The 13,184-nt window shown below is 53.1% G+C and carries 10 protein-coding genes; 5 read left to right on the plus strand and 5 right to left on the minus strand.

The window, feature by feature from the left end:
* Positions 1 to 329: 329 nt before the first annotated feature.
* The 4 genes from yieE to EDC54_RS03200 all read left to right on the plus strand — a co-directional run bounded on the left by yieE (position 330) and on the right by EDC54_RS03200 (position 6,451).
* Complete coding sequence (yieE, locus tag EDC54_RS03185; protein WP_132453118.1) at positions 330 to 1,202, plus strand: DNA-binding transcriptional regulator YeiE; 873 nt, start codon at positions 330 to 332, stop codon at positions 1,200 to 1,202.
* Positions 1,203 to 1,336: 134 nt separating this feature from the next.
* Entirely contained in the window at positions 1,337 to 2,812 is a 1,476-nt protein-coding gene (locus EDC54_RS03190; RefSeq protein ID WP_132453120.1) for an amino acid permease, read from the plus strand.
* A 344-nt stretch (positions 2,813 to 3,156) separates the two neighbouring features.
* The gene (cirA, locus tag EDC54_RS03195) at positions 3,157 to 5,100 is read left to right on the plus strand and encodes a catecholate siderophore receptor CirA (RefSeq protein ID WP_165904256.1); all 1,944 of its coding nucleotides are present in this window, start codon (positions 3,157 to 3,159) and stop codon (positions 5,098 to 5,100) included.
* Positions 5,101 to 5,488: 388 nt separating this feature from the next.
* Entirely contained in the window at positions 5,489 to 6,451 is a 963-nt protein-coding gene (locus EDC54_RS03200) for a 2-hydroxyacid dehydrogenase (RefSeq protein WP_132453124.1), read from the plus strand.
* 365 nt (positions 6,452 to 6,816) lie between these two features.
* On the opposite strand, the gene EDC54_RS03205 is transcribed toward EDC54_RS03200, so the two are convergent.
* Complete coding sequence (locus EDC54_RS03205) at positions 6,817 to 7,737, minus strand: ABC transporter permease (RefSeq protein ID WP_230514463.1); 921 nt, start codon at positions 7,735 to 7,737, stop codon at positions 6,817 to 6,819.
* A gap of 71 nt (positions 7,738 to 7,808) precedes the next feature.
* Positions 7,809 to 9,320 (minus strand): sugar ABC transporter ATP-binding protein, encoded by a 1,512-nt coding sequence (locus EDC54_RS03210; protein WP_132453128.1) that lies wholly within the window; start codon positions 9,318 to 9,320, stop codon positions 7,809 to 7,811.
* A gap of 263 nt (positions 9,321 to 9,583) precedes the next feature.
* Here EDC54_RS03210 and EDC54_RS03215 point away from each other — a divergent pair, with 263 nt between their 5' ends.
* A complete protein-coding gene (locus EDC54_RS03215; RefSeq protein WP_132453130.1) occupies positions 9,584 to 10,681 on the plus strand; it encodes an oxidoreductase in 1,098 nt (365 codons plus the stop codon).
* 27 nt (positions 10,682 to 10,708) lie between these two features.
* Here the strand turns inward: EDC54_RS03215 and EDC54_RS03220 are convergent, their stop codons facing one another.
* The 3 genes from EDC54_RS03220 to EDC54_RS03230 form a co-directional block, all read right to left on the minus strand.
* Complete coding sequence (locus EDC54_RS03220; RefSeq protein ID WP_132453132.1) at positions 10,709 to 10,921, minus strand: KTSC domain-containing protein; 213 nt, start codon at positions 10,919 to 10,921, stop codon at positions 10,709 to 10,711.
* 238 nt (positions 10,922 to 11,159) lie between these two features.
* The gene (fghA, locus tag EDC54_RS03225) at positions 11,160 to 12,002 is read right to left on the minus strand and encodes an S-formylglutathione hydrolase (RefSeq protein ID WP_132453134.1); all 843 of its coding nucleotides are present in this window, start codon (positions 12,000 to 12,002) and stop codon (positions 11,160 to 11,162) included.
* Positions 12,003 to 12,041: 39 nt separating this feature from the next.
* Positions 12,042 to 13,163, minus strand: coding sequence for an S-(hydroxymethyl)glutathione dehydrogenase/class III alcohol dehydrogenase (locus tag EDC54_RS03230; RefSeq protein ID WP_132453136.1), 1,122 nt, complete (start codon positions 13,161 to 13,163; stop codon positions 12,042 to 12,044).
* Between the last annotated feature and the right edge of the window lie 21 nt (positions 13,164 to 13,184).

The following is a 13,184-nucleotide window of genomic DNA, read 5'->3' on the forward strand; positions in this document are numbered from 1 at the left end:
ATTTGTCGTGAGTGTAACAAATATGCGCTTCGCGCTCGTTGAGGCTCGCCAGATACACGCTGGCCGGAAGCGACTTTCGGAACATTTGCCCGGGCGAGGGAAGAAAAAGTGATTAAACTTACGGGACAGGGTTGGGAAACGGCGTTTAGCGCCGTCCGGTCAGACGAACTGCGCTGGCCAGAGGTGAAACCGGCTGTGAAACGCGTTATCGCGTTGTGTCTGTAATACTGGAAGTACCGAATGGACAATTCAGCTTATAATCCAAGAGATTAAAAGCTAAACTGATTATATAGTTACAACCTATAGGTATTTCAGATAAAGAGCGCACTATGCATATCACGTTACGTCAACTGGAAGTTTTTGCCGAAGTATTGAAAAGCGGCTCAACGACGCAGGCCTCTGTCGTGCTGGCGTTGTCCCAATCTGCCGTCAGCGCGGCGCTGGCGGATTTAGAGGGGCAGTTGGGCGTTCAGCTTTTCGATCGCGTGGGTAAGCGTCTGGTTGTTAATGAACATGGCCGCTTGCTCTATCCCAAGGCGCTGGCGCTGCTTGAACAATCAATGGAAATTGAACAGCTCTTCCGCCATGACAATGGTGCGTTGCGTATTTATGCCAGCAGCACGATTGGCAATTATTTGTTGCCTGCGATGATAGCCCGTTATCGCCATGACTACCCTGACATTCCCCTGGAGTTGCATGTCGGCAACACGAAAAATGTCATCACTCGGGTATCTGAATTCAGCGTCGATCTGGGTCTGATCGAAGGGCCTTGTCATCACCCCGATTTGATTACGCAGCCCTGGCTGGAAGACGAGCTGGTGGTGTTCTGCGCCCCTGAACATCCGCTTAGCCGGCAGCCGGTATCCTTAGCGGCGCTGGCGGAGGCGAATTGGATCCTGCGCGAACGTGGTTCGGGCACGCGTGAAGTGTTGGATCATCTGCTGTTGACGCACCTGTCGCATTTCCATCTGGTGATGGAACTCGGCAATTCTGAGGCGATTAAGCATGCGGTGCGCCACGGGATTGGCATTAGCTGCCTGTCGCGACATGTGATCGCCGAACAGTTGGCGGCAGGAACGCTGGTGGAGTTAACCGTGCCGTTGCCAACGCTCACGCGTACCCTGTATCTGGTTCACCACCGACAAAAGCATCTTTCAAATGTGTTAAAGCGTTTCCTGAGTTATTGCTGTGAAGCGGCTTAACGGAAAGATTTCGTACTGCTAATGATTGGGAGGGAGTTATTAACCTCTCTTATAATTCGACGATCTTACCTATCCCTTGCAGGGCGATTTGCTACAATCCCGCCTCGATTTAAGCACGGGCATGTAGGATAACGATGGCTCCGCAAGATACTCAACAAACTACACAGGGCGCACCCACCCTGCGCCGTGAGCTGAAAGCACGGCATTTAACGATGATCGCCATTGGCGGTTCGATTGGCACGGGATTATTTGTCGCCTCTGGCGCGACGGTCTCTCAGGCTGGCCCCGGTGGCGCGCTCCTGTCTTATGCCCTGATTGGGCTGATGGTCTATTTTTTAATGACGAGCCTCGGTGAACTGGCGGCGTTTATGCCGGTTTCAGGTTCGTTTTCCAGCTATGGTTCCCGCTATGTGGAGGAAGGATTCGGCTTCGCGCTGGGATGGAACTACTGGTATAACTGGGCTGTGACCATCGCGGTCGATTTGGTGGCCGCACAGCTGGTGATGGGGTATTGGTTCCCAGACGTCTCGGGCTGGATCTGGAGTGCGCTGTTCCTGATGGTGATGTTCTTGCTGAACTACATTTCCGTGAAGGGATTTGGCGAAGCGGAATACTGGTTCTCGCTGATTAAGGTGGCGACGGTCATTATCTTCATCGCGGTTGGCGTGATGATGATTGTGGGGATCATGGGCGGAGCGGAAGATGCCGGGTTCCACAACTGGACAATCGGCGATGCGCCGTTTGCCGGCGGCTTCTCCGCCATGATTGGCGTGGCGATGATCGTCGGCTTCTCTTTTCAGGGAACGGAGCTGATCGGCGTAGCGGCGGGCGAATCTCAGGATCCGGGGAAAAACATTCCGCGCGCTATCCGCCAGGTGTTCTGGCGCATTCTGCTGTTCTATATCTTCGCGATTTTGATTATCAGCTTAATTATTCCGTACACCGATCCGAATCTGCTGCGTAACGATGTGAAAGACATTACGGTCAGCCCATTTACGCTGGTGTTTGAGAATGCCGGCCTGCTGTCCGCGGCGGCCGTGATGAATGCCGTTATCCTGACGGCGGTGCTCTCGGCGGGCAACTCCGGGATGTATGCCTCGACGCGAATGCTATTTACGCTGGCATCCGAAGGCAAGGCGCCGCGCATTTTCGCTAAGCTGTCAAAAGGCGGCGTGCCGCGGAACGCGCTGTATGCGACAACCGTGGTGGCGGCGCTGTGTTTTCTGTCTTCCCTGTATGGCAACCAGACGGTATACCTGTGGTTGCTGAACACCTCCGGCATGACGGGATTTATTGCCTGGCTGGGGATTGCGATCAGTCATTATCGTTTTCGCCGTGGCTACGTGATGCAAGGTCACGATCTAAACCGTCTGCCCTATCAGTCGGGTTTCTTCCCGTTGGGGCCGATCTTTGCGTTTGCGCTTTGCCTGATCATCACGCTGGGGCAAAACTATCAGGCCTTTCTGGAGGATAAAATTGACTGGTATGGCGTCACGGCGACGTACATTGGCATCCCGCTGTTCCTGCTGATTTGGCTTGGTTATAAGTTGTATCGTGGGTCACGCTTCATCAAATATCAGGACATGACGTTCCCCGATTATAAAGACTGATTGTGTTAATGCGGTCTCACCGGTGGCTCTCTGGCAGAGCCACTTTTTTTTACTGATATTGCGCTATCGCCAGACGTTTCTCACGCCTTTTTCGTTGTTCCCCGCTGAAGTTCATCAAATTCATTCACTCTGATTCTTTATGGTTGTTTATCCACAACGCCGCTCGTCCTGAAAAAGTGTTTTTAACGGGCTGTTTTTACTCGTCTGCTTATCCCGTAGCACAGTCGTTAATTGCGTATGAAAATGATATTAATTTTTATTTACACTTACGTATTAATAATTACAATGTCTTCGACAAAAAAACTCAATGTAATTATCTATCTTGAGGACATTCAGTAATGGTAATGGCTATCAGAAAATCCGTGGCATTGGCGTTGGTCTCAATGGTTTCGTCACCCATCATGGCCGCCGGTCAGGAGGATGTCGTTGTAGTCACGGCGTCTTCGACCGAGCAGAACCTGAAAGATGCGCCAGCAAGCATCAGTATCATCACACAAGACGATTTGAAAAAAAAACCGGTCCAAAATCTGAAGGATGTGCTCAAAGATGTGCCCGGCGTACAGCTCACTAACGAAGCGGACAATCGCAAAGGCATCAGTATCCGCGGGCTGGGTAGCGGATATACGCTGATTTTGATTGATGGTAAGCGCGTTAATTCACGAACGGCGGTATTCCGTCATAATGACTTCGACCTTAACTGGATACCCGTTGATGCGATTGAACGCATCGAAGTCGTGCGCGGCCCCATGTCGTCACTTTACGGTTCGGACGCACTCGGCGGCGTCGTCAATATTATTACGCGGAAAGTCGGTAAAAGTTGGCGAGGAACCGTGAGTGTCGATGCGACGGTTCAGGAACACCGCGATCGTGGCGATAGCTACAACAGCAGTTTTTTCACCAGCGGCCCGTTAATTGACGATGTGCTCGGCGTGAAAGTCTATGGCAACGTCGGCAAGCGAGAAAAAGATGATGCGCAGCCGTCCAGCACCGCACAGAGTGGAACGGCAGGCCGTATCGAAGGGCATACGAACCGTAACGCCAATATCGAGTTTGCGTTAGTACCGGCTGAAAATCAGGATATGACGTTCGGCTATGGCTACGATCGTCAGGATCGTGATTCTGACTCATTGAATAAAAACCGGTTGGATCGCAAAAACTATGCGATTGGCCATAACGGAAAGTGGGCTTTCGGTAATACCGAAATGCGCGTTTATGGCGACAAAATCGATAATCACAATGGACAGATGATTACGGCAAAGAATCATGCCGTCGATGGTAAGATCGTGCTGCCGTTGAGCGACATTAACCAAATGTTGACGTTTGGCGGTGAGTGGCGACAGGAAAAGCTTGAGGATAGCGTCAATCTGACGGGATCGGGGCGAACGGCGGCGACGCAGCGTGCGCTATTTATCGAAGATGAGTGGCGGATTTTCGAACCGCTGGCATTGACGACCGGCGTCCGCATGGACGACCATCAAAAATACGGCGATCACTGGAGCCCACGCGCTTATCTGGTCTATAACGCGACGGAGACCGTAACATTAAAAGGCGGATGGGCTAACGCTTTTAAAGCGCCTTCCCTGTTGCAGCTGAGCCCAGAGTGGGAAACCGGCTCCTGCCGCGGTGACTGCCAGATTATCGGCAATCCAAATCTCAAACCGGAAACCAGCGAAAGTGTGGAATTAGGCGTTTACTATGCGGGAGAAGAGGGCTGGCTCGATGGTGTGAATGCCAGCCTGACCGTGTTCCAAAATGATGTGAAGGACATGATTTCGGTCAACCGCACGCGCAATGTCAACGAGGCTCCCTCTTATCCTAACTATGTGGGCTTAGACAAGGACGGTAAACCTGTATTCCGCTACTACAACGTGAATAAAGCCCGCGTGAGAGGAGTGGAAACCGAACTGAAGGTTCCGCTCAATGAGCAGCTTAAGCTGACGATGAACTATACTTACAACGATGGTCGGGATTTGAGCAATGGTGATAGCAAACCGTTAAGTTCACTCCCGTTCCATACGGCTAACGGTTCGCTTGACTGGCAACCCGTGGAGGATTGGTCCTTTTATCTGTCGGCGAACTACTCCGGTCAACGCAGAGCGACAACCAGCACCAGCAGAACCCCAGGCGGCTACACGATGTGGGATATTGGCGCGGGTTATCAAATGACAAAAGCAGTTAAATGGCGGGCGGGGATACAGAACTTGCTGGATAAAGATCTGCACTATGACGACTACACGTATAACGAAGATGGTCGGCGGTACTTTATCGCGATGGATTATACTTTCTAAATTCTGCAACTAATGATACGGGCGCAATGCCCGTATCATCTCTTCCCTCCTGCCATGTTCCATTCTTATAAATTTTATGTAAAAAGATAGGCATCCAAGGATACCTATTTTGTGATATTTCTGAATATTGACGAGAACAATGTCGATAAGTGAAATTCATTCTATTAGGTATTGTGAATTGCTTTAATGCTGACTACGCTTCACATGACGGAGAGATGAAGGCTGAGGAGGCAGTAAGCGTGACACAATTAATTCATTTACTGTTTTGCCCGGTACAAAAATTTAATTAGTTATTTTTGTATAAGAATACCTTTCGTGATTTCCGAATGTGAAGCCGTTGATATCCGTAACCAGAACTCAGTGTGCAAATAGTAACCAGGGTGCGATAATGCTAAAAATTACCTTTTTGGATAAAGGCGCACTGCCTGAAACCATTTTCCTGAAAAAGAATAGTTTTAGGCGTCCACAATGCCGCCATGAATGGATTGAATACAGCCATACTTCGCCCGATCAAGTTATCGAACGGGCAAAAGACAGCCATGTTATTATCACTAATAAAACCCTCTTAACGCGCGACATGCTGTCGGCGTTGCCTGCGCTCAAACTGATTGCCGTGACGGCGACGGGGATGGACAACGTCGATCTGGAGGCTGCCAGAGAACTGGGGATCGCGGTCAGGAATGTGCCGGGTTACTCTACGCAAGCGGTGTCTGAGCATGTCATTGCCATGATTTTTGCGCTGAAGCACAGCCTGATGGCGTGGTATCACGATCAGCTCAGCGATCGCTGGGCCAGCCAGCCGCAGTTTACTTACTTTGATCACCCGGTAAAAGATATCGCGGGTTCTACGTTGGGCATCATTGGCGCGGGGGCGATCGGGCGGGAAGTGGCGCGTCTGGCTCAGGCGTTGGGAATGAAGGTGATCTTTGCCGAGCGTCGTGGCATTGCTTTGTGCCGCTCTGGTTATTTGCCGTTCGAGGAGGTTCTGCGACTGGCTGACGTCATCTCACTCAATTGCCCGTTAAATACGCACACGCAGCATCTGATTAATGCGGATACGCTGACGCTGTGTAAGCCGACGGCGTTTATCATTAATACGGCCAGAGGCGGGCTGATTGACGAGCGCGCGCTGGCAGAGGCATTACGTCAGCGCCGTATTGCGGGGGCCGCGTTGGACTGCCTGACGCAAGAGCCGCCGGAAAAAGATAACCCATTAATGGCGGTCGCAAAAACACAGCCTAATTTATTGATTACCCCACATATTGCCTGGACGTCCGCTTCATCGTTGCAATTGTTGATGGAAAAAACGATTGAAAATATTGATGAGTATGTTCAGCAAAACGGATACTGATAATGAAATAAGGCGGATTTGTCTCTGCCGGATAGAAAACTATTCTCCGGCAGCATAAATAGGCTATTCATTACCATAATTGAACGATGGAGACCGTTAAGTTTTTCCTCGTTAATTGTCTTTTTAATCTTTTATCTCTGTCAGGGACGATCGCAGGAGATATCAACATTAAGACAGGTCTCTATTATTTGTGATTATTCTTATTTTCCGTCGTTGTTATGGCAGAGAATATTGATTCATAAATAATCATCATTGTAAATAATAAGGCGATGCATCGCCGGATAATGCACATCGTGCAGGAATAATGGGGGAAGGGTGACGTTATCATGCCGCCCTCATCAGAAAGCGGGGCGGCAGAGGATGGCTCAGCGTTTCTGGATATAGGTCATCGCCAGGGCGAGCGCCAGAACCAGCCCTTTGATGATATCCATGGCGTAATAGGGCACGGAAAGCATCACCAGCCCATTCTGCAAGACGCCGAGAATCACGGCGCCGAGCAAGGTCCCCAACGCATTCGGTTTGCCGGATCCCGCCAGCGAGAAACCGATATAGGCAGCGGCCACGGCGTCCATCAGATAACCGCCGCCGGCGTTGACCTGCGAAGAGCCGATGCGCGACGCCAGCAGAATGCCGCCCAGCGCAGCGAGCAGCGAAGAAAACACATACGCCTGTATCCGATAACGTGCCGTGCGGATCCCGGCCAATCGCGCCGCTTCCGGATTACCGCCGATGGCATACATCCTGCGCCCGTGTTTGGTGAGGGACAGATACAGCTGCACCAGCAGAGTTACCACCAGCATAATGACCACAATGACCGGCACCTGCCCCAGCGTGGCAAAGAATTCGGGGATGATGCCTTCCGCCATTTCGCCGCTGGGCAAGATCATATTCTGTGTGATTGAGCCGCCATAGCTGTATGTCATCGCGACGCCTTGCACAACGAACAGGCTGGCGAGTGTTGCCAGCATGTCGGGGATCTTCAGCACAACGATGAGAAACGCATTGAATAGCCCGACCAGCGTACACAGCAGGAGCGTCAGAACGATGGCGCCGGTCGTGCCGAACCCGTGCCAGACAAAGAGAGAGATCACCAGCGCGTTTGCCAACGATGCCGTTGACCCCACGGACAGATCGAATCCGCCGACGGACAGCGAGAGGGAAACGCCAATCGCAAGGACCGTGACGATCGCAATCGAGCGCAGGATATTGATGATGTTATACGGCTCAAGGAAGTTGTCCGAAGCCAGCCCGAAGAGCGCAATCAGCGCGACCACCGTGATTAGCATGCCCCACTTATAGAGAAATTCGAAAACATGGTGGCGTAAGGGGAGCGCCCCGTTGGATGAAAGTGGGTGACTCACGCGGGAGTTCCTCCAGTTGAATAGAAAAGTAAGGTTTCTTCATCAATGTCAGCGGCGTCAAGCTCCGCGACTATGCGGCCATCCCACAGGACGCAGATGCGATCGCAGAGTCCGACCAGCTCGGAAAATTCACCTGAAGCATAAATAATGCCTTTTCCCTGACGGGCGAGACCGTCAATCAGCGTGAACAGGTCCTGTTTGGCCTTGATATCGACGCCTTTCGTCGGTTCGTCAAAAATCAGCACCTGCGCCTCATTGCGCAGCCATTTGCCGATAGCGATTTTTTGCTGGTTGCCGCCCGACAGGCGCAGCAGTTTTTGTGCCGGGCCGGTGGTGCGAACCGCAAGCTGGCTGATGACCTGTTTGGCCCAGTGCTGCGCCTGACGACGACGGAATAGTCCCCAGCGGGAAAAGCGGTCGGTGGCGGCAATACTGAGGTTCATCGCGATGGATTCATGAACAAAAATGCCTTCTTTGCGCCGCTCTTCCGGCACCAGCACAATGCCTTGTTCGACGGACCGGTGGGGGGAATGAGGCCGCCAGGGTTTGCCGCAGTAGGTTCCCTGAGTCACCTTGCTGGGGACTGCGCCAAACAGCGCCTTGCACAGTTCGGTTTTACCCGCACCGGCCAACCCGGCAATGCCCAGAATTTCCCCTTTGCGCAGCGTCAGCGAGAGATCGCGCAGCACGCTTTCGTCATGCAATCCACTGACCTGAAGCAGCGCCTCTTGCGGCGGCGTGGTTCGGCGTGGTGGAAAGATATCATCAAGCTGATGGCCCAGCATTCGCTCCACAATCTGTTCGCCGCTGAGTCCTTGCATCGCGCCGCTGCTGACGAACTCGCCGTCGCGCAGAACGGTTAGCGTATCGCAGATTTCGCTCAGTTCGTGGATGCGGTGGGAAATAAAGACAATACCAATGCCGTCGGCCTGTAAGCGACGCACCACCTGAAAGAGACGCGCGCTTTCAGCCTGATCCAATGGGGCGGTGGGTTCATCCAGAATCAGAAATCGACACTCATGGGATAAGGCGCGAGCCAGTAAAATTTGCTGTTTCTCCGCCAGCGTACAGGTATCCAGCCGTTGACGAACGTCAAGGTGAACGCCAAGTTGATCGAGCAACGCCTGCGCCTGACGATACAGCCGCGGCCAGCTAAGCAGGTGCCCGCTCTGCGCCAGCGTATCCAGCATAATGTTTTCTGCCACCGACAATGTTGAAACCAGTGCGACGTCAACCTCTTGTTGCACCAGATGAATACCGTATCGTTTAGCATCACGCGGTGAATGAATATCGACTTTTTCACCATTGATCAGAATATCGCCCTGATAGCGATCGTGAGCACCTGACAAGATCGTCATCAGCGTGGATTTACCCGCGCCATTCGCGCCTGTCAGCGCATGAATCGAACCGCCTTCCAGCGTGAAATTAACCTGCTTAAGGGCGTGGAAACCAGAAAAAGAGATGGAAATATTACGCATTTCCAGTCGGCTTCGGGAGGTTTGGGTCATGGTCGGTAACGCTCTTGGCAGTTCGTAGCATGAAATAACGGAAAAGCAAGGTAGCACATATCTCAAAGAATTTAATACAGCTTCAAATGTTTGAGGTGTCTCGGCTATGAACGAAAAAGCATAAATTAAGTAAAAAAGTTCTTAATGTGGCACGTTCAAGTGAATAAGATGGCGTTATCAACAGGGTAGCGCAGCAGATTCAGCTATTGAGTCACGCATAACGATCCGTGTCCATACGATGGCGCGGCAAGGAACAGGCAAACATGAACACATCGGCAATCCGCGTACAGGTCGGCCCCGCCAACTATTTTTCTTTCCCCGGCGCCATCGATAAGCTACTGGCGTTTTATCCGCCGGCGGTGCTGAAAAACGCGCTATGGATTTATGGCGAACGCGCGATAGCGGCGGCTCGCCCCTATTTACCCGCCGAGTTCGAGGCGCCTTTAGCCCGTCGCATTCAGTTTGGGGCGCATTGCAGCGAAAGCGAAGTGGCAGCGCTGGTGGCGCAAGCTGGCGATGCGTGCCAGGTTGTCATCGGCGTGGGAGGCGGGGCGGTGCTGGATACCGCGAAGGTGACGGCGCGTCAGATTGGCGTGCCGCTGGTCGCCATTCCAACGATTGCGGCCACTTGTGCGGCCTGGACGCCGCTGTCGGTATGGTATAACGATGCCGGGCAGGCGCTGCGATTTGAAATTTTCACGGATGCCAATCATCTGGTGCTGGTGGAACCGCGCATCTTGCTGGCCGCACCGGTGGAGTATTTGCTGGCCGGGGTGGGGGATACGCTGGCGAAATGGTACGAAGCCGTCGTGCTCAGCCCCCAGCCGGAAACGCTGCCCCTTTCTGTACGTCTGGGGCTACAGGCCGCGCTGGATATCCGCAATGTATTGCTGCAACAAAGCGCAGCCGCATTGGCGGCGGTCAGCCGGGGAGAACTGACACAGGATTTTCTGGATGTCGTTGATGCGATTATCGCCGGGGGCGGCATGGTCGGCGGACTGGGCGAACGCTATACCCGCGTGGCGGCAGCCCACGCAGTGCATAATGGCTTAACGGTGTTGCCGCAGACGGAACGCTTCCTGCACGGCACCAAGGTCGCCTATGGCATTCTGGTGCAATGCGCGCTACTGGGGGATCATGAAACGTTGCAACAGCTGAAAACGGCCTTCAGGGCGTTTGGCTTGCCGACCTCGCTGGCTGCGCTGGATGTGGATATCCGCGATCGCGCCGCGCTTCAGGCCGTCGTTGCGCGTATTCTACAGCCGGGTGAGTCTATCCATTATTTGCCACTGACGCTCAATGAGGATGTGCTGCTGGCGGCGTTTGCCACCGTAGAGGCAGACGGGGAGTCATTGTCATAGGCGGAGAGGCGTCTCCGCCGGTGAAAACTACTGAGTTTTTTCGTAGGGAAATGAATTTTTAATGTAGCTGGTGTAATAGCGGTATTTGGTTTTGCTTGCCATCAGCTCTTCATAAATCATGCGTGCGACACCGCGATAGAGATAGATGCTGCCATTCAGCAGTTCGACTTCCAACTGACTCGTTTCTGCATCGTACCCGACCGAAAATAGCTCTGTTGATGAAACCCGTTTTCTTTGCAAAATCAATCACTCCCAACGTATCAAGACAGCATCCTCACGATATATCCTCTCAGACGAACGATCGCTATCATTTTGTTATAGAGAGGGATCTATCAGGGTTAAACAGCAGAATATAGTTATCCGTTCATGAATAATCAGTAAATGCTCACAGATTTCTGCAAGTAAACAGAAATCGCGCTCAGGATGCACAGCCAGCAGGTTCCTGAGCGCGGTTCTCCGCTAAATCAGCGGCACCTCATTACACATGGAGGTGTTGGGCGTGGAAGCGCAAATGGTCTTCAATAAACGTGGCGATGAAGAAATAGCTGTGGTCATAACCGGATTGTGTGCGTAACGTCAGCGGCCACGCGTGCTGATTCGCCAGCTCTTCCAGCTTCGCTGGTTGCAGTTGATCGGGAAGAAACTGATCGCAATCGCCCTGATCGACCAGTATCGGCAGCTTTTCCCGGCTGTTAGCCAGCAGATGACAGCTGTCGTACTGTAACCACTGGCTTTCATCCTCCCCCAGATAAGCGGTAAACGCCTTACGTCCCCACGGAACCTGACAGGGGTTCACGATCGGCGCAAAGGCGGAGGCGGACTGGTATTTTCCCGGATTACGTAATGCCAGCATCAGCGCGCCGTGGCCGCCCATTGAGTGCCCGCTGATGGACTGGCGGGCACTCACCTTAAAATGACGTTGAACCAGCGCCGGCAGTTCGGTGCTGATGTAGTCATACATCCGGTAGTGCGCCGCCCAGGGTTCCTGCGTGGCATTCACATAGAACCCGGCGCCCTGACCCAGATCGTAGCCGGCATCGTCTGCGACCCCTTCGCCGCGCGGGCTGGTATCCGGCATAACCAATACGATCCCCAGTTCGGAAGCTGTGCGCTGTGCCCCAGCTTTGGTCGTGAAATTTTCGTCATTGCAGGTTAATCCGGATAGCCAGTAAAGCACGGGCGGCGGCGTATCATCCTGTGTTGGCGGCAAATAAATGCTGAACGTCATCGCCGCGTTCAGCGTGTCCGACAGATGGCGGTAGCGCTGCTGCCAGCCGCCAAATATCCGGTGTTCTTCCAGCAGTTCCAGTGATGGGATCATCGCTGTACAGCCTCCTTTTTATTTATGCAGGTAACGCCATTAGCTGAAATGAATGACGGTGCGAATCGATTTACCTTCATGCATTAAATCGAATGCGGTGTTGATGTCCTCCAGCCCCATCGTGTGGGTGATGAAATCATTCAGCGGGAATTCACCTTTCAGGTAACGATCGACAAGGCTCGGCAGTTGGCTACGGCCTTTTACCCCACCGAAAGCCGAGCCGCGCCAGACGCGTCCGGTCACCAGTTGGAACGGACGGGTCGAAATCTCTTCCCCCGCGCCTGCCACGCCGATAATGATGGATTCTCCCCAGCCCTTGTGGCAGCACTCTAACGCAGAACGCATGACGTTAACGTTACCGATACACTCGAAGGAGAAGTCTACGCCGCCGTCGGTCAGTTCAACGATGACGTCCTGAATCGGCTTATCATAATCTTTCGGGTTGATCAGATCGGTCGCCCCCAGCTTGCGTGCCAGTTCGAATTTACTGGTGTTGATATCAATACCGATGATACGGCCCGCACCGGCCATCTGCGCGCCGATAATGGCAGACAAACCAATGCCGCCGAGCCCGAAAATGGCAACCGTATCGCCCGCTTTGACCTTGGCGGTATTCAGCACTGCGCCCATACCGGTAGTGACGCCGCATCCCAGCAGGCAAACTTCTTCCAGCGGCGCTTCTTTATTCACTTTCGCCAGCGAAATTTCAGGGACGACGGTGTGCTCCGCGAAGGTAGAGGTTCCCATGTAGTGAAAAATCGGCTGTCCGTTTTTGGAGAAGCGGGTCGTCCCGTCCGGCATCAGGCCCTTGCCCTGCGTCGTACGGATCGCCTGACACAGGTTTGTTTTGCCGGAACGACAGAATTTGCACTCGCCGCATTCCGGGGTGTAAAGCGGAATGACGTGATCGCCCACGGCGACGCTGGTCACGCCTTCGCCAACGGCTTCAACAATCCCGCCGCCTTCATGCCCTAATATGGCGGGGAATACGCCTTCAGGATCTTTCCCCGACAGCGTGTAGGCGTCCGTGTGGCATACGCCGGTTGCAACGATACGGACCAGAACTTCGCCTTTTTGCGGCGGCATCAGATCCACTTCTTCAATGGATAGCGGCTGGTTGGGGCCCCAGGCGATGGCTGCACGGGTTTTAATCATTTGCATGGTGTGGCTCCTAATGGCATG

Source organism: Samsonia erythrinae (assembly GCF_004342665.1).
Taxonomy (GTDB): Bacteria; Pseudomonadota; Gammaproteobacteria; order Enterobacterales; family Enterobacteriaceae; genus Samsonia; species Samsonia erythrinae.